The sequence below is a fragment of the Streptomyces macrosporus genome, assembly GCF_039533145.1.
Taxonomy (GTDB): Bacteria; Actinomycetota; Actinomycetes; order Streptomycetales; family Streptomycetaceae; genus Streptomyces; species Streptomyces macrosporus.
This window is the reverse complement of sequence record NZ_BAAASZ010000031.1, coordinates 156230-176872: the sequence shown is the minus strand read 5'-3', so window position 1 is coordinate 176872 and position 20643 is coordinate 156230. Positions and strand designations below refer to the sequence as shown.

Here is a 20643-nt window from a genome sequence, read left to right as displayed (position 1 = left end):
TCACCGGAGTTCCGCTCCCTCGTTCCTTCCGCGCCCGCACGTCGGCCGCCGCGTCCGCGGGGCCGATCCGGAGACCGGGGTGCCGGTGGAGGTCGTCCGCGACCGGGCGGAGCGGTCCGTCGACGGGGCCGGGCCGCCGGCCTCCGCCGGGGCGGTGCGGTCCCCGGCGCGTCCGCGCGCCCGCGTGCGCGTCGGGGTGTCACACACCCCGGAGGAGGGCGGTCAGGGCGCGGTCGAGGTCCATCTCCAGGTGCTCCGTCCCGCTGCGCACCAGCTTGTACGTGCCGCGCAGGAAGTTCCGCAGCCCGGCGGTGTCGAACTCGATCACCGCCACCCCCTCCGGGGCGCGCAGCTCGACGACGGTCCGCGTCTCGCCGTTCGGCCGGACGCGCACGTCCCCCCGGCCCACCGAGGCGCGCAGCCCCTCCTCCAGCAGCTCGCGGGAGAAGACCCAGGCGACCTCCTGTCCGTCGAGGGAGACATCGGGCGGAAAGACGATCCGCACGGCGAAGGGATCGTGGCGGTCGTATCGGAGCGCGACGGTGACGTCCCGGGTGGCCGAGGGGACGGTGACCAGGCGGGCCTGGACGGTGTGGTCGATGACGGTGGGCATGGCGGCTGCTCCTTGGCTCGGGCGTTCGAGGGGGCCTGTTTCTCCTTCGACCCCGTCAGGGCGTTTTCATGACGGAATACCGCGAGTAATTTCTGTGACCTCTGCAACAGTTCTGTGAAGGTCCGGCATAAAAGTCGAGTGCCCTGTATCGGTCGAATTCCTTCATCCCATCGAGAAGCGGACCAAAGGAAAAGCTTTCGGTGGCCGATCCGTCGCGCACGGTCGCCCGCGACGCGAGCGCTCTTGCGAAAGCCTTGCAACAAGGTCCTACCATCGGAGGAGGAGCCGACCTCGCGCCGCCGTGGCGACCGGAGAAGGCCGGGGAAGACCGGTGAAGGCCGGAGAAGCCCCGGAGAAGCGGAGCCCCGCCATGCACGTCCCCGACGGATTCCTCGACGCCCCGGTGTCGGTGGCCGGCGGCGTCGTCGCCGCGGCCGCCGTCGCGGCCGGTCTGCGCGGCGCCCGCCGCGAGGCGGCCGGCGCCCCCGGCGACCTCGGCGGAGACCGCGCGGCTCCGCTGGCCGGTCTGGTGGCGGCGTTCGTCTTCGCCGTCCAGATGCTCAACTTCCCCGTCGGAGCCGGAACCAGCGGCCACCTGATGGGCGGGGCGCTCGCGGCGATACTCGTCGGCCCCCACACGGGCGTGCTCTGCCTGTCCGTGGTCCTGCTGCTCCAGGCCCTCCTCTTCGCCGACGGCGGCCTCACCGCGCTGGGCACCAACATCACGCTGATCGGCGTGGTCACCGTCGTGACGGCCTACCTCGTCTTCCGCGGCCTGGTGCGGGTCCTGCCGCGCGGGCGGAGCGCGATCACCGTCGCCGGCTTCGTGGCGTCGCTGGTCTCCGTGCCGGCCGCCGCCGCCGTCTTCACCGGCCTGTACGCGCTCGGGGGCACCGCGGAGGTCCCCCTCGGCGCGGTCCTCGCCGCGATGCTCGGCGTCCACACGCTGATCGGCGTCGGCGAGGCGATCGTCACCACCGCCGCCGTCGGCGCGGTCCTCGCCGTCCGCCCCGACCTGGTGTACGCGGCCCGCGACCTCGCCGGGCCCCTCGTCCTGCGCACCGCACCGGGCGGGGCCGGCGCCGCGCCGGAGCCCGCCCCCGAGCCGGTCGCCCCCGCCGCGCGCACCGCCCCCTCCGCCCGGAAGGTCTGGGCGGGCGGACTGGCCGCGACCCTGCTGTGCGCCGGGGTCGTCGGCTTCTACGCCTCCTCCGCCCCCGACGGCCTGGAGAAGGTCGCCGGCGAGTACGGCATCTCCGCCCGGGAGGAGGAGCACGGCCTCGCCGGCTCCCCGCTCGCCGACTACGGCGTGGCGTCCATTACGAACGAGCGGCTGTCCGTCGGCGTCGCCGGCGTCATCGGGGTCGGGGCGACGCTGGCCGTCGGCTCCGGGGTGTTCGTGGTCGTGCGCCGGCGCCGGGCCGCCGGAGCCGCGGACGGAACCCGGGCCGCCGAGGCGTCCGAGGGCCGCACGGACGCGGACGCCCCGACCGGGAAGTCCACCTGAGATGGGCGCCGGGCACGCCCACCGGCTCCACCACCACGGCCACTCGCCCGTACACCGGCTCCCCGCGCACTGCAAGATCGTGGCCGTCCTGGCCTTCGTCCTGATCGTGGTCTCCACCCCGCGCGAGGCGGTGTGGGCCTTCGGGCTCTACGCGCTGCTGCTCGCCGCCGTCGCCGGCGCGGCCCGCGTACCGCCCCGCCATCTGCTCACCCGCATGTCGATCGAGGTCCCGTTCGTCGCCTTCGCGGTCCTGATGCCCTTCGTCGCGGCGGGACCGCGCGTGGACGTGCTGGGCGTGGAGCTCGCCGAGGCCGGCCTGTGGGGCGCCTGGAACGTCCTGGCCAAGGGCACCCTCGGGGTCGCCGCCTCCGTCCTGCTGGCCGCCACCACCGAGCTGCGCGACCTCCTCCTCGGGCTCCAGCGGCTGCGGCTGCCGCCACTGCTGGTGCAGATCGCGTCCTTCATGCTCCGCTACGGCGACGTGATCGCCGACGAGATGCGCCGCATGCGCGTCGCCCGCGCCTCGCGGGGCTTCACCGCGCGCGGGCCGCGCCAGTGGAGCGTCCTGGCCAAGTCCGCCGGGGCGCTGTTCATCCGCTCCTACGAGCGCGGCGAACGCGTCCACCTGGCCATGGTCAGCCGCGGCTACGACGGTTCGATGCCCGTCGTCGAGGAGGCGACCGCCACCCGCGCCCAGTGGTCGTCCGCCGCCGCCCTCCCGCTCGCCGCGCTCGTCGTCCGGCTGCTGGGATGGGCCCTGTGACATCCGCCGACCCCGCGTCCGACGCCGCCACCGCGCCTCCCTCCCTGGAGGTCCGCGGCCTCGCCCACGCCTACCCCGACGGCCACCAGGCCCTGTTCGGCGTGGACCTCACCGTGGCGCGCGGCGAGCGGGTCGCGCTGCTCGGGCCCAACGGCGCGGGCAAGACGACCCTCGTCCTCCACCTCAACGGCATCCTCGCCGCCGGGGCGGGCAGCGTCACCGTGGCCGGGCTGCCGGTGGACAAGGCCAACCTCGCCGAGATCCGCCGCCGCGTCGGCATCGTCTTCCAGAACCCCGACGACCAGCTCTTCATGCCCACCGTCCGCGAGGACGTCGCCTTCGGCCCCGCCTCCGCCGGACTGCGCGGCGCCGAGCTGGAGGAGCGGGTGCGCGAGGCCCTGACCCGGGTCGGGATGGAGGAGTACGCCGACCGCCCGCCGCACCACCTCTCCTTCGGGCAGCGGCGCCGCGTCGCGGTGGCGACCGTCCTGGCCATGCGCCCGGAGATCCTCGTCCTGGACGAGCCGTCCTCCAACCTCGACCCCGCCGCCCGTCGCGAACTCGCCGACATCCTGCGGTCGTTGGACGTCACCGTGCTGATGGTCACCCACGACCTGCCCTACGCCCTGGAGCTGTGCCCCCGCTCGGTCGTCCTCGACGACGGGGTGATCGTCGCCGACGGCACCACCCAGGACCTGCTGAGCGACACGGAACTGATGCGCGCCCACCGTCTGGAACCGCCCTTCGGATTCGACCCCCGGTCCGTGACGCCGCCACGCGCGTAGGACCATGGACGCTGCACGCATCGACCGACGAACGGCAGGAGCACAACCACAGTGGCGGACGTCCAGGGAACGGTGGCGGACGGCTGGGAGCCGGTCCGTGACGCCTTCCGCGCCAACCTCACCGAGCGCGGCGACCGCGGCGCGGCCGTGGCCGTCTACCGGGACGGACACAAGGTCGTCGACCTGTGGGGCGGCCTCGCCGACCCCCACGGGGACGCGCCCTGGAGGGAGGACACCGCCCAGGTCGTGCGGTCCGTGACCAAGGGCCCGGCCGCCGCCGTCCTCCACCTGCTGCACCAGCGCGGCCGGCTGGACCTGGACGCCCCCGTGGGCACGTACTGGCCGGAGTTCAAGGCGGCGGGCAAGGAGCGCGTACCGGTGCGCCACCTGCTCACCCACCGCGCGGGCCTGCCCGTGCTCGACACCCCCCTCACCCCGGAGCAGGCCGTCGACGGCGTCTCCGGGCCGCGCGCGATCGCCGCGCAGGCGCCCGCGTGGGAGCCGGGCACCGCGCACGGCTACCACGCGCAGACCTACGGCTGGCTGCTGGGCGAGCTGGTGCTGAGGGTCACCGGACGCACCCTGGGCCGCTGGTTCGCCGACGAGGTGGCCGGCCCGTACGGCCTCGACATCTGGCTCGGGCTCCCCGCCGAACAGGCCCACCGGGTGGGCCGGATCGCCGAGGTCCCCACCCCGCCCGTACCGCTCTCCCGCGGCCTGCGGGTCCGCCCCAAGCGCGAGGTCGCCGAGGCGTGGGCCGACCCCGACTCCCTCACCCGCCGCGCCTTCGGCGCCATCACCCCGCCGCCCGACGAGAACGCCCCGGCCTACCTGGCCGCCGGACTCGCCGGCTCCGGGGGCGTGGCCACCGCCCGCTCCCTGGCCCGCTTCTACGCGGCCCTGCTGGGCGACCTCGACGACGGCACCCGCCGCCTGTACGCCCCGGCCACCCTCACCCAGGCCCGCACCGAGGAGTCGGTCGGTCCGGACCGCGTCCTGGTGGTGGGCACCCGCTTCGGGCTGGGCTACATGCTCCACGGACCGTCCTGCCCGATGCTCGGGCCGGGCTCCTTCGGCCACCCCGGCCGCGGCGGCTCCCTCGCCTTCGCCGACCCGGAGACGGGCGTGGCCTTCGCCTACGTCACCAACTCCCTCCAGAGATCGGTCACGTCCGACCCCCGTGCCCAGGCCCTCGTACGCGCCCTGCGCCACGTGGCGACAGGACCCCGGCCGGCACCCTAGCCTGGGCCGATGCGGCGATCCGAAGAGGGCTTCGAGACACACCGGTTCGAGGGGTACGCGGTCTGGGTCACCGGCGCCGGGCGCGGCATCGGCGCGGCGATCTGCCGGCGGCTGGCCGCCGAGGGCGCGCGGGTGCTCGTCACCGACGTCGACGGCGAGCGGGCACGGCGGACGGCGGCGTCCGTGCGGGAGGCGGGCGGGCGGGCCGAGGCCGCCGTCTGCGACGTGGGGTCCAGGGCCTCGGTGGAGGCGGCCGCGGCCCGCGCGGTGGACCTCTTCGGCGGCCTGGACGTCCTGGTCGCCAACGCCCACTCCTGCCGTCCGGACGCCCCGCTCTTCGAGGACTCCTCGGACGAGGACTGGGAGCGCGACCTGGACACCACCCTCACCGGCGCCTTCCGCTGCGCCCGCGCCGCCCTGCCCCACCTCGCCGCCGCCCCGGACCGGCGCGGCTCGATCGTCGCCATCGGCTCGGTCAACGGCGAACGGGACTTCGGCAACCACGCCTACAGCGCCGCCAAGGCGGGCCTGGCCTCCCTCACCCGCACCCTGGCCGGGCACGCGGCACCCCGGGGGGTGCGGGTCAACCTGGTCGAGCCGGGCACGGTGGCCACGCCCGTCTGGGAGGGCAGGGAGGACGCCCTGGAGCGCGCGGCCCGCGAGTACCCCCTGGGGCGGGTGGGCCGTCCCGAGGACATCGCCGCGGCCGTCGCCTTCCTCGCCTCCGCCGACGCCGCCTGGATCACCGGCGTCACCCTGCCCGTCGACGGCGGCCTGCTGGCGAGCAACCTCGGCCTGTTCCGCGCCCTGAGGGGCGACGCCTGACGGACGGCGGGGGCCGGTCGGGCGTGGGGAGTCGGCCACGCCGAAGGCCGGGATTTCGGTTTCCGAAGGTTTCGGTTCCGTGTCGGCGGGTAAAGCAGACGTGACATGGGAGCGCTCCCATGATCCGGAGACCCCCACAGCCGGAAAACGGAGATCGCGCAATGCACTGTCATGAACATGTCGAAACCCCCCGCAGGGTCTTACGCGCCGTCGTCGCGCTCTTCGCGGGACTGCTCGCCCTGATCCCCTGGACCGCCGACACCGCCTCCGCGCACGGGGGGATCGTCAGTCCCGCCTTCCGCGCCTACGGCTGCTGGGAGCGGTGGGGCAGCGACCACCTGAACCCCGCCATGCAGCAGCAGGACCCGATGTGCTGGCAGGCGTGGCAGGCCAACCCCAACGCCATGTGGAACTGGAACGGCCTGTACAAGAACGGGGTCGGCGGCAACTTCCAGGCCGCTCTCCCCGACGGGAGGCTGTGCAGCGGCGGCGGCGCCGAGGGCGGACGCTACAACGCCCTGGACGCCGTGGGCCCGTGGAAGACGACCGACGTGAGCACCAACTTCACGATGCGGCTGTACGACCAGGCCAGCCACGGTGCCGACTTCTTCCGCGTCTACGTCACCAAGCAGGGCTTCGACGCCACCCGCCAGGCCCTGCGCTGGAGCGACCTGGAGCTGGTGAAGACCACCGGTCGCTACGCCCCCGCCCAGAACATCTCGTTCGACGTCAGCGCCCCCGGCCGCAGCGGACGCCACATCGTCTTCACGATCTGGCAGGCCTCCCACATGGACCAGGCCTACTTCCTGTGCAGCGACGTGAACTTCCGCTGACCCCGATCCGCCGGACGCATCCTCGGCGACATCGGTGGTGGTACGGCCCCGTCGGACGCGCCCGCGCCCGGCGGGGCCTTTCCGTTCCCGCCCACCGCCGCCGCCGCGACGGCCCGCCCCCGGCTCGCCGTCGCCGCCCGGCGGGCCCGCGTCACCCCGTCCGACGACCGGACCGCTCCACCAGCAGCCACCCCACCGCCGCCATGCCCACCGCCACCGGAGCGGTGACGCGGACGGCGATCAGCAGCGCGCTGTGCCCCTCCAACAGCCCGCCGAAGCCGACCGCCGACAGGCCCAGCACCCCCAGCAGGCACAGCGCGACGCCGAACGCGGCGGCCGGGGCGGCGGCGCGGTGCGCGCCGGCCGACGGAGTGGCCGACGGGGCGAACCCCGCGGCGGGCGCCGGGCGTTCGCACCGGCGGAAGACGGCCACCAGCAGCGCGGTCAGGACGGCCGCGGCGGCGACGCGCACGGGCGCCTGGAGCCACCACGCCGCACTCGCCGGAGCGGGCAGGGGGACGTCGAGGGCGAGCAGCAGCCCGTAGACCCCGAGCATCGCGGTGAGGTGCCACAGGAACGCCGTCATGGCCACACCGTTCGCGGCGACCACGGCACGCCACACCCGGGGCCGCTCCAGCAGCCGCGCCGCGGGCCCGCGCAGCAGCTCCACCGCGCCGACCAGCCACACGCCGTGGCAGAGCAGGGCCAGCGTGGGCGGGGCCATGTTGCTGATCGGCTCGCCCGGTATCCCCACCATCGACAGCGGGTACGGACCCAGCGCCACCAGCGCGGCGGCCGACGCCGACCCGGTCACGGCCAGGACCGCCGGGATGCGCGGCCCCTCCCGGAGCCGGCCGTCGGCGCGCAGGAAGCCCAACTGGTGGACGGCCGACCAGACGAAGGCGAAGGCCAGGAACTCCACGTAGGGCACACCGGCCGCGAACCGCAGCAGGTCCACCATCGCGGCGGACCAGGCGAGCGCGGCGAACACCCCCCACCCGTACCGCTCGTGGAGGCGCAGCAGCGGCGGGGTGAGGGCCACCATCGCCAGGTAGATCCCGACGAACCACAGCGGCTGGGTCGCCAGCCGGGCCGCCGTGTCCGCCAACGGGCCGCCGACGCCGGCGAGTTGCAGGACCGTCGCGCCCGTGCCCCACACCGCGACGAAGGCCATGGTCGGGCGCAGCAGCCGCTGGAGACGGGCGCGCAGGAACGCCGGGTAGGGCGACGCGCCGGCGGGCGTGCGGCGGCGCAGCGAGCGGTAGGACAGCGCGTGCGAGAAGCCGCCGACGAAGAAGAACACCGGCATGATCTGCAACAGCCAGGTGGCGGGCTGCAGGGCGGGCACGACGGCGAGCAGGTTGCCCACCTCCACGCCGCCGTCCGGGTCGACCGCGACGGCGGCCATCAGCCAGTGGCCGAGCACCACCGTGCCGAGCGAGACGACGCGCAGCAGGTCGACGAAACGGTCGCGCGTGGCGGGCGTGGCCGCGGCGAGCGCGCGGACACCGACGTCCCCGGTTCTCGTGACTCCCCTGGTCTCCATGGGAGGAGACTGGCGTGCGCGGTCGTCCACCCGGCACGGCGTTCGTACTCAAAGCACGCCGGCGCGGCCTGAGTCGGGGTACTCAGGCCGCGGTCCGGAATCCCGTCAGACCGCGGCCCGGAGCACCGTCGCGCCCGGAGCCGGGCTCGTCGCCGTGCGGGCGTCGCGGCAGACGTCCGCGTCGCGCAGGGCCACGGCGATGTCCGACGCCGACGCGGGGTCCTCGGCCAGGAAGGCGCAGGTCGGCCCGGACCCGGAGACCAGCGCGGCCAGCGCGCCCGCCTCCCTGCCCACCGCCAGGGTCTCGTCCAGGGACGGGAGCAGCGAGACGGCCGCGGGCTGGAGGTCGTTGGACAGGTTCGCGGCCAGCAGGCGGGCGTCCCCGGAGCGCAGCGCGGCGAGCAGCACGGGGGACGCCTCCGGCGCGGGCACGTCGTCGACGCCCGAGCCCGTTCCCCGCCGCTCGCGCAGCCGGTCGCACTCGCGGTAGACGGCCGGGGTGGACAGCCCGCCGTCGGCGACGGCGAACACCCAGTGGAAGGTGCCGCCCACCTCCAGCGGCGTCAGCACCTCGCCGCGGCCCCGTCCCAGCGCCGCGCCTCCGACCAGGGAGAACGGCACGTCCGAACCCAACTCGGCGCAGATGTCCAGCAGTTCCTCGCGCGGGGTCCGGGTTCCCCAGAGCGTGTCGCAGGCCAGCAGCGCGCCCGCCGCGTCCGCGCTGCCGCCCGCCATGCCGCCCGCGACGGGGATGTCCTTGTCGATGTGGACGTGGACGTCCGGCGAGATGCCGTGCCGGAGCGCGAGCGCGTCCACGGCGCGCAGGGCCAGGTTGGAGCGGTCCAGCGGCACGTGGTGGGTGTCGGGGCCCGAGCAGGTGACGCGTGGGCCCTCGGTCGGGGCCGTCGGCGTGACGGTGATCTCGTCGTACAGGCCCACGGCGAGGAAGACGTTCGCCAGGTCGTGGAAGCCGTCCGGCCGCAGCCCGCCCACCGCGAGCTGCACGTTGACCTTGGCGGGGACGCGCACGGTGACCGACATCGGGACGTTCCCGCCACCGTCCTCCGGGCGTCGGCGGGCGCCGGTGTCGTCGGTGCCGGGGGCGTCCGTGCCGTCCGTGCCGTCCATGCCGAAGAAGAGGTCCGTGTCGGGGGCACTCATGCGGTGGTGTCCTTCCGCTCCGCGATGGCCGCGAAGTCCTCGATCGTCAACGACTCCCCCCGGGACCGGGGCGAGACGCCGGCGGCCTCCAGGACCGCCTCGGCCGCCGCGGCCGAACCGGCCCAGCCGGCCAGCGCGGCGCGCAGCGTCTTGCGGCGCTGGGCGAACGCGGCGTCCACCACCGCGAAGACCTCCTCCCGGGTGGCCTTCGTGCGCGGCGGCTCCCGCCGTACCCATGACACCAGCCCGGAGTCCACGTTGGGAGCGGGCCAGAACACGTTCCGCCCGATCGCGCCGGCCCGTTTCACCTCCGCGTACCAGGCGGCCTTCACCGAGGGCACCCCGTACACCTTCGAGCCGGGCTCGGCCGAGAGCCGGTCGGCGACCTCGGACTGGACCATCACCAGGCCGTGCTCGATGCTCGGGAAGCCGGCCAGCATGTGCAGCAGCACGGGCACGGCCACGTTGTAGGGGAGGTTGGCGACCAGCGCGGTGGGCGTCGGGCCCGGCAGCTCGGTGACGCGCAGCGCGTCCGCGTGGACGAGCGCGAAGCGGTCGACGCGCTCCGGCAGCCGCGCGGAGACCGTCGCGGGCAGCGCCGCCGCCAGCACGTCGTCGATCTCCACCGCCGTCACCCACGCGGCCTCCTGGAGCAGCCCCAGCGTCAGCGACCCCAGGCCCGGCCCGATCTCCACCACCACGTCGTCGGGACGCACCCGGGCGGTCCGCACGATCCGGCGGACGGTGTTGGCGTCGATGACGAAGTTCTGGCCGCGCTGCTTGGTGGGGCGGACACCCAGCGCGGCGGCCAGCTCACGGACGTCTGCGGGGCCCAGCAGGGGGTCGGGGGCCGGTGCGGGGGCTGAACTCACCTGTGCAGTTTACGGCCGCACACCGGCCAGGGACTCGCCCCCTTCTGCACGTACAGCTTCTTCGCGCGGTAGGTCTGCTCGGCCGGAGGGGCGTCCTGCGGGCGGCCCCGGCCGCCCAGGTCCCGCCAGGTGCGGGCGTCGAACTGGTACAGCCCGCCGTGCGTCCCGGTGGGGTCCACCGCGTCGGGCCGGCCGCCGGACTCGCAGCGGGCCAGGGCGTCCCAGTCCAGGTGGTCGGCGCCGCGCACCGAGGACGGCACCTCCCGGGTGCCCACCCGGACGATCTGCGGCCTGGGCTCGCGCACCACCACGGTCTCCACGTGCCGGGGCCTGAGCCGCACGCCGTTGACGGTGCGCAGCTCGTGGGTGATCCGCCGCAGTCCGGGCCGGCCCGTCTGGGCCACCACCTCCGTCCCCTTGGGCAGGGTCGGGTCCTCGCGCCGCACGGTGGTGAACGCGATCGACTCCTCGCGGACCTGCTCGGTGTCGGTGATGCGCAGCACCGTGACCGTCTGGCCGTCGCGCGGGAAGGAGTCCAGGGAGACGGAGGCGGTGTCCTGGCCGCGCAGCCCGATGCCCGCCTCCGCCAGGGCCTGGCGCACGGTCGCGGCGTTGGTGCGGACGGTGTGCTCGCGCCCGTCGGCCAGGAAGGTCACGCTCCGCTCGGTGCGCACCGTCATCGCCAGGCCGTCGCGGTCGATCCGCCGGTCGCGCGGCACCGACAGGTACGCCCCCTCCGGACGCACCCCGAGCCGGCGCAGCGCCTCCTCCACGGTGGACGCGGTGGTCCACACGCGCTGCCGGCGGCCGTCCAGGGTGAGGGTCAGGGGGCGGCCGAAGCGCACGGCGACCCGGTCGCCGTGGGAGAGCGGCGTGCCGGGGGCGGGGGAGACCGCGTCGTGCTCGCCGACGGTCACGCCCTCGTCGGCCAGCAGCTCGGCGACGTCGTCCGCGAAGGTGTGGAGGGTGCGCTGCCGGCCCTCCACGGTCAGCCGCACGGCCTTGTCGCTGGCGACGAAGGCGGAGGTGCCGCCCGCGAGGAAGGCGACGACGAGCGCCTGGGGCAGCAGCCTGCGCAGGGTCTCGGGACGCCGGTCGGTCCGGCGGGCGCGCGCCGCCCGCCGCGCGGCGGCCCGGCCTCCGGTGGACTGCCGGGGGATCAAGGGGGAGGGCGCCTCGGACGTCTCGTCCGCCGCGCCGGGAGTCCGTGGCGCGAGCGGTGCCCGCGGTTCGGGCGGGGCGACCGGCGCGGCGGCGGGCTCGACGGGCGCGGCCGGCGGCCCGGCCGGCTCGGGGGGCCCGAACCGGCCGAGCGGCTCGCCGAGCGGCTCGGTCGGCGGGTCCTGTGGCGCGCCGTACGGCGCGTGGGGCGGGTACGGCTCGTAGGGGGCGTGGACCCCGGGCGCGTCCCAGACGCGGTACACCCCGTACGCGTCCCAGGCGCCGTAGGCACCGCCGTACCCGCCGTGTCCGCCGTGGGCCTCCCGGGCCGCGTACGCGCCGTACGGGGAGTGCGTCTCGTGTGCCTCGTACGCCTGGTACGCCGCGGAGGCCCCGTACCACTCGTACGAGGGGCGGTAGGTGTCCTCAGGGTCCCGGTCGCGGCGCTCCCACGGGCGGGGCGACTGCGCGGAGGGGTACCCGTAACCGTGCGGCTGGCTTCCCTGCGGATGGCTCACGACGTACTCCCAAGCGGTCCGGGTGGCGGGGCGGGACCCTAGCGGAGTGGACGTCGCTCTCCCAAGTCGTACGACTACTCACAGTTGCCGATGATCCGCCCGCACACCTCCCGTGGGAGGGGGCGCGTCACCGTGGGTAGCCGAAGGCGCGGGCGGTGTTGGCCGCTATGTGCTCCGCGAGCGCGTCCTCGGTCATCCCCTTGACCTCGGCCATGACGCGCAGCGTGTACGGGATCAGGTACGGGGCGTTGGGACGGCCGCGGTACGGCGCCGGGGTCAGGAAGGGCGCGTCGGTCTCCACCAGCAGCAGCTCGGGCGGCGCCGCGGCCAGGGCGTCGCGCAGCGGCCGGGCGTTCTTGAAGGTGACGTTCCCGGCGAACGACATGAACCAGCCCTTGGCGGCGCACACCTCGGCCATCGCGGCGTCGCCGGAGAAGCAGTGGAAGACGGTCCGCTCGGGCGCGCCCTCCTCCTCCAGGATGCGCAGCACGTCCTCGTGCGCCTCGCGGTCGTGGATCACCAGCGCCTTGTCCAGCCGCTTGGCCAGCTCGATGTGGCGGCGGAAGGAGTACTGCTGGGCCTCCCGGCCCTCCGGTCCGGTCCGGTAGTGGTCCAGCCCGGTCTCGCCGACGCCCAGCACCTCCGGTCGGGCGGCCAGTTCGGCGATGCCCTCCAGCGCGGCGTCCAGGGCCTTCCACCCGCCCTCGCCGAGGGCCAGCCGCGGCGCCTCGTTGGGGTGGAGGGCGACCGCGGCCCACACGGCGTCGTGCTCGGCGGCGGCCCGCGCGGACCAGCGCGACCGCTCCAGGTCGCAGCCGACCTGGATCAGGGTCGTCACACCGACCTCGGCGGCGGCCGCGAGCGTCTCCTCGACGCCGGCGTCCTGCATGTCGATGTGCGTGTGCGAGTCGGCGACCGGCACGTTCAGCGGTACCGGCGGCGGCGCGGGCGTCACGGCCTTCGCGGACTTCTCCATGCGGGCGATCCTAGAACGCCCCGCCCCGCCGCCCGCCGGTCACCCGGGCGGGAACGGGCGCCCACGGGGCTCACTCGTGCGACCGGGCGTGCTCGGCCGTGGCCACCCGTCCGGGCCGCATGATCCGCACCACGTGCGTGTCGCAGTTCGGACACACCGGACGCGTCAGCGGCGACGGGACGCGCCGGCCGCTCACCGGGTCGTGGTAGGTGACGAAGGGCCGGCCGTCGAGGTCGACGTGGTGCCGGATGTCGTACGCCTGTTCCCAACCGTGGCCGCAGTGCATGCAGGCGAAGGAGTACTCCTCGTGGACGGTCGTCGCCTGGGGGCGCGCGGAGTCCTTGGGATCCTTCATGGGAACCTCCTCCCGCTTTCCTCCCAGTGGACCCCATGTGTCCCGGAAATGCACGAGTCCTCCGGCGTCTTTTTCGGCCCGGCCTCCGGTCCGTGCCGCCCCGGCCTCAGCCGGCGGAGGAGTTCTTCGCGGCGACCACGGCGTCGAACACCTCCCGCTTGGGCAGCCCCGCCTCGCGCGCCACCGCCGCGATGGCGTCCTTGCGGCGCTCCCCGGCCTCCTCCCGCGCGGCGACCCGGCGCACCAGCTCGGCGGCGTCCACCTCGCCCGGCGCCGCGTCGGGCGCGCCCTCCACGACGATCGTGATCTCCCCCCGCACGCCCTCCTCGGCCCAGGCGGCCAGCTCCGCCAGCGCGCCGCGCCGGACCTCCTCGTAGGTCTTGGTCAGCTCCCGGCAGACCGCGGCCCGACGCCCGGCGCCGAAGACCTCCGCCATGGCGGCGAGCGTGGCGGCCAGGCGGTGCGGCGCCTCGAAGTACACGAGGGTGCGGCGCTCCTCGGCCACCTCGCGCAGCCGTGCCAGCCGCTCGCCCGCCTTGCGCGGCGGGAAGCCCTCGAAGCAGAAGCGGTCCACCGGCAGCCCCGACAGGGCCAGCGCGGTCAGCACCGCGGACGGCCCGGGCACGGCCGTGACCCTGATCCCGCGTTCCACGGCGGCGGCGACGAGCCGGTAGCCGGGGTCGGACACCGACGGCATCCCCGCGTCCGTCACCAGCAGCACCCGGGCGCCGCCCGCGAGCGCGTCGACCAGCTCGGGCGTGCGCGCGGCCTCGTTGCCCTCGAAGTACGACACCACCCGGCCGGAGACCCGCACCTCCAGGGCCTGGGCGAGCCGCCGCAGCCGCCGGGTGTCCTCGGCGGCGACGACGTCGGCCTCCGCCAGCTCGGCCGCGAGCCGCGGCGGCGCGTCGGCGATGTCGCCGATGGGGGTTCCTGCCAGTACGAGTGTTCCGCTCACCCCGCCATCCTCCCAGCTCCGGGCCGCTCCCGGCCGCCCGCGCGCCCCCGCGCGGAACGGACCGGGCGGCGGGAGGCGGCGTGCCCGCCGCGGGCGGTTCCCTACGATGGCCCGCGTGACCAGTGACACCGCGACTCAGGCCCGGCACGGGGAGCCCGTCGGGGAGCAGACCCCGTCATGGCGGGAGCGACTGCGGCGCTACGGATACGCGGCGCCCCGGCGGGCCGACGTGCGGGAACGGCTCGTACCGCCCTTCCCCCCGCCCGGCGGCAGCCGGGTGTGGGGCGTGTTCGGGCTGGATTCGGGCGACGCGCACCTGTTGGGACGCCGGGTCGGATGGGGCGGCCCGATCCTCGTCGCGCTCCTCGCCGGGCTCCTGCGGTTCTGGAACCTCGGCTCGCCGCACGCGGTGATATTCGACGAGACGTACTACGCCAAGGACGCCTGGTCGCTGTACAAGCTCGGCTACGAGGGCACCTGGCCGGACGGCGCCAACGAGACCATCCTCGACAACCCCGCCGCCGCCCCGCTCGGCGACGCCGCCTCCTACGTGGTCCACCCGCCCGCCGGGAAGTGGATCATCGCCCTGGGCGAGGCGATGTTCGGCCTGACGCCCTTCGGCTGGCGGTTCATGGTCGCCGTGCTCGGCACGCTGTCGGTGCTGATGGTCTGCCGGATCGGCCGCCGGCTGTTCCGCTCCACCGCCCTGGGCTGCCTGGCGGGCGCCCTGCTGGCCGTGGACGGGCTGCACCTGGTGATGAGCCGCACCGCGCTGCTCGACATGGTGCTGATGTTCTTCGTGCTGGCCGCCTTCGGCTGTCTGCTGGTCGACCGGGACCGGGCCCGCGCCCGCCTCGCCGCCGCCCTGCCCGACGGGCGGCCCGACGCGGGCGTCGCCGAACGGCTGGGCCCGGGCCCGCGGCCCTGGCGGCTCGCCGCCGGGGTCTGCCTGGGGCTGGCCTGCGCCACCAAGTGGAACGGCCTGTACGTCCTGGCGGCCTTCGGCGTCCTCACCGTCCTGTGGGACGCCGCGTCCCGCCGCGCCGCCGGGGCGCGGCACCCCTACCGGTCGATGCTGCGGCGCGACGCCGCACCCGCGTTCCTCTCCCTGGTGCCGGTCGCCGGCGTCGTCTACCTCGCCTCCTGGGCCGGCTGGTTCGCGAGCCGGGACGGCTACTTCCGCACCTGGGCGGAGGGCCGGCGGGGCCTGTCGCCGGACCTGTCGATCCCCCTGCCCCTCACCGAGCTGCGGATCCCGCTGCCGCGGTTCGACATGACCTGGGTGCCGGAGGCGCTGCGCAGCCTGTGGCACTACGAGGCCGAGGTCTACAGGTTCCACGTCGGGCTGACCTCCGAGCACACCTACCAGTCCCACCCCTGGAGCTGGCCGGTGGCCGCCCGTCCGGTGTCGTACTTCTACGAGTCCGCCGAGCGGGGCGAGAACGGCTGCACGGCCGAGGGCGGCTGCGCCCGCGAGGTGCTCGCGCTGGGCACCCCGCTGCTGTGGTGGGCCGCCTGCTTCGCGCTGCTGTACTGCCTCTACCGCTGGGGGCTGCGGCGCGACTGGCGCGCGGGCGCGATCCTGTGCGGGGTGGCGGCCGGCTGGCTGCCGTGGTTCCTGTACCAGGAGCGGACGATCTTCTACTTCTACGCGGTCGTCTTCGTGCCGTTCCTGTGCCTGGCGGTGGCGATGGCGATCGGCGCGATCCTCGGTCCGCCCGGCTCCCCGGAGCGGCGGCGGGTGGTGGGCGTCGTGGCCGCCGGCGTCCTGGTGCTGCTGATCGTCTGGAACTTCGTCTACTTTTACCCGATCTACACCGGGGGCCAGATCCCCAAGGACGCCTGGCAGGACCGCATGTGGCTGGACACCTGGATCTGAGGTCCCGAGCAACCCCCCGTACGACCGACGCCGCCCGCCGGGAAACCCGGCGGGCGGCGTCATGTGGAGGGTCTAATGGAGGGTCACAAGGGGCGACGCGCGAGTGCCGGCGCGTCGGCGTCAGTCCTTCTTGTCGTAGTCCTTGTCGTCCTTGTCGTCCTTCTTGTCGTGGTCCCGGTCGTACTCCCGCTCGTCGTGCTTCTGACCCTGCTTGGCCTTGGCGTCCTGCTCCTGGCCCTGGGCCTGGCCCTGGAGCTGCGCGAACTTCGGAGCGAAGGAGAACTTCTCGTCCTTCTCGATCTTGGTCACCTTCTTGACCTCGATCTCCTCCTTGTAGTTGCGGGAGCAGTCGAGGTTGTTGATGTCACCCGAGAGGATCGGGATGTTGACGACCTCCAGGTTGGGGCAGGGCAGGATCTGGTTGTTGTTCTCGAACTTCGCCTCGCCGGCGTGGGCGCTGGCCGCCCCGCCCGCGAGAGCCATGGCGGCGGCGAACGAAACGAAGAGCGTCTTCTTCAGCTTCATGCGGTCTTGTCTCCTTGACGAGAGAAGGAAAGATGATCCCCGGCCGCCGCCGAGCGGCCGAAGAATCGGTTTCCGGAGTACAGTCACCATGCGGCCGGTCCACCGGAAGGGCGGGAGTTACCCCCACGTCGGCGACATTAACGGACCAAATCCGCGATTGCGCGCTTTTGCGTTTCTGCGTGTCTCGTGGAAAGCCCGTCTCCGACATTGCCCACCGGGGGACGACCTGCGGCTCCACGGTGTTGTTACGCCATGCGGGTGTTGTTGCTTCGGCGGTATTCCGCGGGCGGGGCCGGAAAAGGCGAAAGGCCGCCTTCCGGCGAACCGGAAGGCGGCCTTTCGAGGTGCCGCGAGGATCGGGTGCTCAGCGCCCGTACCCGTGGTCCCTGTCGTCCTTCTTGTCGTGGTCCTCGTCGTGGTCCCGGTCGTCCTTCTTGTCGTGGTTCCGGCCGTGGTCCTCGTCGTGGTCCCGGTCGTTCTTCCTGTCGTGGTCCCGGCCGTGGTCCCGGCCGTGGTCCTCGTCGTGGTCCCGGTCGTTCTTCCTGTCGTGGTCCCGGCCGTGGTCCCGGCCGTGGTCCCGGTCGTAGTCCCGGTCGTAATCCCTGTCGCGGTCCCGGTCGTAGTCCCTGTCGCGGTCCCTGTCGTGGTCCTTCTCCTGCTTCCAGGACTTGTAGGACGAGTAGTGGTACTCCTCCTTGTAGTTCCCCGAGCAGTCGAGGTTGTTGGTGTCGGCGGCCAGCAGGAGGATCTGAATGAGCTCCAGGTTGGCGCACGGCAGGATCTGGTTGTTGTTGTAGAACTTGGGGCCGTCACCGGCGTGGGAGACGCCGGCGCCACCGAGCACCAGCGCGGCAGTGGAAAGCGCGACGGCGGCGGTGCGCTTCAGGTTCATGGACGTTTACCTCCAATGTACGAAGCCGCTTCGAGGGCTTGCGTTGTGTAATGTTAGGACCTTTTCGCAGAATGCTCGGGAGGCGTTGCCGCGCGCCGTCGTATTACATCTGCTCCATACGTGTAACGGGCCCGCTCCGCGGCCGGTGGTGCGGGCCCGTCCGGTTGTCCACGCAAGGAGGATCGGCCTTCTGCTGTTCGTGGGAACGAGCGGTGCGGAGAGGCGATCGTACTGCCGTGGGAGTGAAATTCCGGCGTGTCACCCGGGTGGCCCGGGGCCGGGACTTTCCCTGTTCGTTCCGCGTGGAAAAAACGACCGATCGTCCCCGTGGCGACAGGAAGCGCGGGAAACCCGCCGGCCCCCGTCGCGCCGTGCCGTGCCGTCGTGAGCCGCAGGCGGTGAAAAACCGCTCCTCGGGCGGTGAGGCGTCGAGTTCCCGGCCTCCTCCGGTGCCCTGCTCGGATGTCGCGGGACGGTTTCCCGGGAGCGGGGTCGAGGGCGGCGTGTTCGGCCGCCGGCCCGTGTGCGCCGCGCACCGCGAGGCGTTCCGCGCCGTCTGCGTCGTCGGACCGGTGGAGTTCGGGCGTCCTTTCCCGAACCCGATGTCGAGGAATCCGTGAATCGCGGGCGCGACGGGCGTCGCAAAGGCCGCCCCCGGTGCAGTCGGGGGCGGCCTCTGCGGTGACAGGTCGGTTCCGGAGGTCGGTTTTAGAGGAGGCCTCCCAGCCGCGCCTCGAGGACCTTCGCGAACCGGCTCTCGTTCTGGGAGCAGTCGAGGTTGTTGGTGTCGGCCGAGAGGATCGGGACGTTCACGACCTCGGCGTTCGGGCACGGCAGGATCTGGTTGTTGTTCTTGAACTTGGGGCCGTCACCGGCGTGGGAGGCGCCGGCGCCACCGAGCACCAGTGCGGCGGTGGAGAGCGCGATGGCGGCGGTGCGCTTCAGGCTCATGGGTGTGTACCTCCAATGTACGAAGCCGCTTCACAGGCTGGCGTTGTGCAATGCTAGGTCCCTTGGTTCGAATATTCGGGAGGCGTTGCCGCGCGCCGCGGAATTGTTTCTGCTCCATACGTGTAACGGGCCCGCGCCACAGGCTGTGGCACGGGCCCGCACGGTTATTGCCGAAGGAGGATCGGCCTTCTGCTCTCCGTGGTAACGAGCGACACGCGGTGGGGTTGCGCTGCCGTAAGGGTGACGTCCGGGTGCGTCAACCGGGTGCCCCGCGGGCGGGAGGGATTTCTCCGCTCGCTTTTCTTCGGAAAAAATGACCAATCATTCTCGTGGCGGAAAGAGGCGGGAACCCCGTTTTCCCCGCTGCCCGGCGGGTGGACGCCGCGTGCCGCGCCGGTCGTGGCGGAGACGCGTTTCCCCCGTTCGGCTCCGAAGCGTTCGGGCGACCTCCTGTCACGGACACCTGGGTCCGACTCCCGTCACCCGAGTGCTCTAGGGTTCCTCGCACGGGTCCTCGGCGGTGACGGGCCGGGGCAGGGGCGGAGGTTCGGACACTCATGCGCGACGGGCGAAAGGTGGCGGTGATCGGAGCGGTCTTCGCCGCGATGGTCGGAGCCGCCGGATTCGGGGCGTACACCCTGATCGGCGACGGCGGCACGTCCTCCGACGGAGGCGGACAGGACGTGACCGTCGCGGAGGGGTCGGCGGACGCGGCGGTCGAGACCGGCCCGCCGTCGGCCGAGGAGGTCCGGGCGACCGCCGAGAGGTTCCTCGCCGCCTGGCAGGCCGGGAAGGTCGAGGAGGCCGCCGCGCTGACGGACGACGAGGCCGCCGCGGCCGAGGCGCTGACCGGTTACCGCAAGGACGCCCGCGTGGCGCGGGCCTCCTTCGAGCAGGGCACCGCCACGGGCGCCGACGTCCCGTTCACGGTGACCGCCCAGGTGGCGTACGACAAGGGGCGGCGCGCCGGCTGGACCTACGAGTCGGAGCTGACGGTCGTGCGGGACACCGAGACGGGCGAGGCCGTCGTCGACTGGGAGCCGTCCGTGCTCCACCCCGCCCTCGAGGACGGCCAGACGCTGGAGACCGCCGAGGCCGGGGCCCCGCCGATCAAGGCCCTCGACCGCAACGGCACCGAGCTGACCGCCGAGGAGTACCCCGAGCTGGCCGGGATCCTGGCCGACCTGCGCAAGCGGTACGGCGACAAGACCGACGGCAGGCCCGGCGTCGAGGCCCGGATCGTCGACGCCGAGGGCAAGGAGGTCAAGAAGCTCAAGGAGTTCAGCAAGGGCACCCCCGGCGAGCTGCGGACCACCCTGGACGCGAAGGTGCAGAAGGCCGCCGTCCGGGCCATCTCGGGCAAGGGCAGGGCGTCGGTCGTGGCGCTGAAGGCCGGCACCGGTGAGATCCTGGCGGTCGCCAACACCCCGGCCGACGGCTTCAACACCGCCCTCAAGGGCTCCCTCGCACCGGGCTCCACGATGAAGATCGTGACCGCGTCGATGCTCATCGAGAAGGGTCTGGCGTCCAGCTCCGAGCAGCACCCCTGCCCGAAGTACTTCACCCACGGAGGGTGGCGGTTCCAGAACCTCGACAAGTTCGAGATCAAGGGCGGCACCTTCGCCCAGTCCTTCGCCGCCTCCTGCAACACCGCCTTCATCAGCCAGGCCGGGAAGCTGAAGGACGACGACCTCACCCGGCAGGCCCGCGACGTCTTCGGCATCGGGCTCAACTGGCAGGTCGGCACGGCCACCTTCGACGGCTCGGTGCCCGTGCAGTCCGACGCCCAGATGGCCGCCTCGCTGATCGGACAGGGCGGGGTCCGGGCGAACCCGCTGGTCATGGCCTCGGTGTCGGCGACCGTGAAGAGCGGCGTCTTCAAGCAGCCGTACATCGTCTCGCCCGAGGTGGACGGCCGCACCCTGGCCCGGGCCCCGCGCGCCCTCCCGGCGTCCGTCGCCCAGGAGTTGCGCTCCCTGATGCGGCTGACCGCCACCAGCGGCTCGGCGGCCGAGGCGATGGCCGGCACGAGCGGCGACTTCGGCGCGAAGACCGGCTCGGCCGAGGTGGACGGCCAGAAGAAGCCCAACGCCTGGTTCACCGCCTACCGCAACGACATGGCCGTCGCGGCGGTCGTCCCGGCCTCCGGCCACGGCGGCAAGAACGCGGGTCCGGTCGTCCGCGCCGTCCTGAACTCCGCGGGCTGACCCGCCCGACCGGACGCCCACCCCGGACGGCCCGCGCGGAACCCCTTCGCGCGGGCCGTCCGCGTTCCGCTAAC

At 73.8% G+C, this 20643-nt stretch carries 19 protein-coding genes; 8 read left to right on the top strand and 11 right to left on the bottom strand.

Translation table 11 applies throughout. The annotated features are described in order from the left end of the window. Positions 1-199: 199 nt before the first annotated feature. Positions 200-613: an SsgA family sporulation/cell division regulator gene (locus ABD335_RS22715; protein ID WP_344326547.1), complete on the bottom strand. Its 414-nt coding sequence runs from the start codon at positions 611-613 to the stop codon at positions 200-202. Between the two features lie 370 nt (positions 614-983). Between ABD335_RS22715 and ABD335_RS22710 the strand changes: the two genes are divergently transcribed. The 6 genes from ABD335_RS22710 to ABD335_RS22685 all read left to right on the top strand — a co-directional run bounded on the left by ABD335_RS22710 (position 984) and on the right by ABD335_RS22685 (position 6568). After that, on the top strand, positions 984-2120 hold the full coding sequence (locus ABD335_RS22710) for an energy-coupling factor ABC transporter permease (RefSeq protein ID WP_344326544.1): 1137 nt from the start codon (positions 984-986) through the stop codon (positions 2118-2120). A 1-nt stretch (position 2121) separates the two neighbouring features. Continuing rightward, positions 2122-2883 carry a cobalt ECF transporter T component CbiQ gene (cbiQ, locus tag ABD335_RS22705; protein ID WP_344326542.1) on the top strand — a complete coding sequence of 254 codons (762 nt, stop codon included), beginning with the start codon at positions 2122-2124 and terminating at the stop codon, positions 2881-2883. Beyond that, a complete protein-coding gene (locus ABD335_RS22700) occupies positions 2871-3668 on the top strand; it encodes an energy-coupling factor ABC transporter ATP-binding protein (RefSeq protein WP_344326540.1) in 798 nt (265 codons plus the stop codon). The genes cbiQ and ABD335_RS22700 overlap by 13 nt, the downstream gene beginning before the upstream one ends. Positions 3669-3719: 51 nt before the next feature. Continuing rightward, positions 3720-4910 (top strand): serine hydrolase domain-containing protein, encoded by a 1191-nt coding sequence (locus tag ABD335_RS22695; RefSeq protein ID WP_344326538.1) that lies wholly within the window; start codon positions 3720-3722, stop codon positions 4908-4910. A gap of 9 nt (positions 4911-4919) precedes the next feature. After that, a complete protein-coding gene (locus tag ABD335_RS22690; RefSeq protein WP_344326536.1) occupies positions 4920-5735 on the top strand; it encodes an SDR family NAD(P)-dependent oxidoreductase in 816 nt (271 codons plus the stop codon). 161 nt (positions 5736-5896) lie between these two features. After that, positions 5897-6568, top strand: coding sequence for a lytic polysaccharide monooxygenase auxiliary activity family 9 protein (locus ABD335_RS22685; RefSeq protein WP_344326533.1), 672 nt, complete (start codon positions 5897-5899; stop codon positions 6566-6568). Positions 6569-6719: 151 nt separating this feature from the next. Here ABD335_RS22685 and ABD335_RS22680 read toward each other — a convergent pair whose 3' ends face one another. From ABD335_RS22680 to rsmI, 7 genes are all read right to left on the bottom strand, one after another. Then, positions 6720-8114, bottom strand: a complete 1395-nt coding sequence (locus ABD335_RS22680; protein WP_344326531.1) for an acyltransferase family protein — start codon at positions 8112-8114, stop codon at positions 6720-6722. A 105-nt stretch (positions 8115-8219) separates the two neighbouring features. Beyond that, positions 8220-9155 carry a 4-(cytidine 5'-diphospho)-2-C-methyl-D-erythritol kinase gene (locus ABD335_RS22675; protein ID WP_344326871.1) on the bottom strand — a complete coding sequence of 312 codons (936 nt, stop codon included), beginning with the start codon at positions 9153-9155 and terminating at the stop codon, positions 8220-8222. 116 nt (positions 9156-9271) lie between these two features. Next, positions 9272-10147 carry a 16S rRNA (adenine(1518)-N(6)/adenine(1519)-N(6))-dimethyltransferase RsmA gene (gene rsmA, locus ABD335_RS22670; RefSeq protein ID WP_344326529.1) on the bottom strand — a complete coding sequence of 292 codons (876 nt, stop codon included), beginning with the start codon at positions 10145-10147 and terminating at the stop codon, positions 9272-9274. Continuing rightward, on the bottom strand, positions 10144-11571 hold the full coding sequence (locus ABD335_RS22665; RefSeq protein ID WP_425583718.1) for a resuscitation-promoting factor: 1428 nt from the start codon (positions 11569-11571) through the stop codon (positions 10144-10146). Before ABD335_RS22665 ends, rsmA begins: the two co-directional genes overlap by 4 nt. Before the next feature lie 382 nt (positions 11572-11953). After that, complete coding sequence (locus tag ABD335_RS22660; protein ID WP_344326525.1) at positions 11954-12802, bottom strand: TatD family hydrolase; 849 nt, start codon at positions 12800-12802, stop codon at positions 11954-11956. Positions 12803-12872: 70 nt separating this feature from the next. Next, positions 12873-13157 carry a hypothetical protein gene (locus ABD335_RS22655; protein WP_425583713.1) on the bottom strand — a complete coding sequence of 95 codons (285 nt, stop codon included), beginning with the start codon at positions 13155-13157 and terminating at the stop codon, positions 12873-12875. A 106-nt stretch (positions 13158-13263) separates the two neighbouring features. Beyond that, on the bottom strand, positions 13264-14115 hold the full coding sequence (gene rsmI / locus ABD335_RS22650; protein ID WP_344326523.1) for a 16S rRNA (cytidine(1402)-2'-O)-methyltransferase: 852 nt from the start codon (positions 14113-14115) through the stop codon (positions 13264-13266). Between the two features lie 106 nt (positions 14116-14221). On the opposite strand from rsmI, the gene ABD335_RS22645 reads away from it, so the two are divergent. Continuing rightward, positions 14222-15994, top strand: coding sequence for a dolichyl-phosphate-mannose--protein mannosyltransferase (locus tag ABD335_RS22645; protein WP_344326521.1), 1773 nt, complete (start codon positions 14222-14224; stop codon positions 15992-15994). Positions 15995-16114: 120 nt separating this feature from the next. Here the strand turns inward: ABD335_RS22645 and ABD335_RS22640 are convergent, their stop codons facing one another. The 3 genes from ABD335_RS22640 to ABD335_RS22630 all read right to left on the bottom strand — a co-directional run bounded on the left by ABD335_RS22640 (position 16115) and on the right by ABD335_RS22630 (position 18362). Beyond that, entirely contained in the window at positions 16115-16519 is a 405-nt protein-coding gene (locus ABD335_RS22640) for a hypothetical protein (RefSeq protein WP_344326519.1), read from the bottom strand. Between the two features lie 364 nt (positions 16520-16883). Next, on the bottom strand, positions 16884-17411 hold the full coding sequence (locus ABD335_RS22635; RefSeq protein ID WP_344326517.1) for a hypothetical protein: 528 nt from the start codon (positions 17409-17411) through the stop codon (positions 16884-16886). Positions 17412-18119: 708 nt separating this feature from the next. Further along, positions 18120-18362 carry a hypothetical protein gene (locus tag ABD335_RS22630; RefSeq protein ID WP_344326515.1) on the bottom strand — a complete coding sequence of 81 codons (243 nt, stop codon included), beginning with the start codon at positions 18360-18362 and terminating at the stop codon, positions 18120-18122. Between the two features lie 557 nt (positions 18363-18919). On the opposite strand from ABD335_RS22630, the gene ABD335_RS22625 reads away from it, so the two are divergent. Next, positions 18920-20569 (top strand): penicillin-binding transpeptidase domain-containing protein, encoded by a 1650-nt coding sequence (locus ABD335_RS22625; protein WP_344326514.1) that lies wholly within the window; start codon positions 18920-18922, stop codon positions 20567-20569. The last annotated feature ends 74 nt before the right edge of the window (positions 20570-20643 follow it).

Coding starts and splice junctions, on each gene's coding strand:
- ABD335_RS22690 (WP_344326536.1), top strand. CDS start 4,920: ATGCGGCGATCCGAAGAGGGCTTCGAGACACACCGGTTCGAGGGGTAC.
- ABD335_RS22660 (WP_344326525.1), bottom strand. CDS start 12,802: ATGGAGAAGTCCGCGAAGGCCGTGACGCCCGCGCCGCCGCCGGTACCG.
- ABD335_RS22700 (WP_344326540.1), top strand. CDS start 2,871: ATGGGCCCTGTGACATCCGCCGACCCCGCGTCCGACGCCGCCACCGCG.
- ABD335_RS22625 (WP_344326514.1), top strand. CDS start 18,920: ATGCGCGACGGGCGAAAGGTGGCGGTGATCGGAGCGGTCTTCGCCGCG.
- ABD335_RS22680 (WP_344326531.1), bottom strand. CDS start 8,114: ATGGAGACCAGGGGAGTCACGAGAACCGGGGACGTCGGTGTCCGCGCG.
- ABD335_RS22710 (WP_344326544.1), top strand. CDS start 984: ATGCACGTCCCCGACGGATTCCTCGACGCCCCGGTGTCGGTGGCCGGC.
- ABD335_RS22640 (WP_344326519.1), bottom strand. CDS start 16,519: ATGAAGCTGAAGAAGACGCTCTTCGTTTCGTTCGCCGCCGCCATGGCT.
- cbiQ (WP_344326542.1), top strand. CDS start 2,122: ATGGGCGCCGGGCACGCCCACCGGCTCCACCACCACGGCCACTCGCCC.
- ABD335_RS22655 (WP_425583713.1), bottom strand. CDS start 13,157: ATGAAGGATCCCAAGGACTCCGCGCGCCCCCAGGCGACGACCGTCCAC.
- ABD335_RS22635 (WP_344326517.1), bottom strand. CDS start 17,411: ATGAACCTGAAGCGCACCGCCGCCGTCGCGCTTTCCACTGCCGCGCTG.
- ABD335_RS22645 (WP_344326521.1), top strand. CDS start 14,222: ATGGCCCGCGTGACCAGTGACACCGCGACTCAGGCCCGGCACGGGGAG.
- ABD335_RS22685 (WP_344326533.1), top strand. CDS start 5,897: ATGCACTGTCATGAACATGTCGAAACCCCCCGCAGGGTCTTACGCGCC.
- ABD335_RS22715 (WP_344326547.1), bottom strand. CDS start 613: ATGCCCACCGTCATCGACCACACCGTCCAGGCCCGCCTGGTCACCGTC.
- ABD335_RS22675 (WP_344326871.1), bottom strand. CDS start 9,155: ATGTCGGTCACCGTGCGCGTCCCCGCCAAGGTCAACGTGCAGCTCGCG.
- ABD335_RS22630 (WP_344326515.1), bottom strand. CDS start 18,362: ATGAGCCTGAAGCGCACCGCCGCCATCGCGCTCTCCACCGCCGCACTG.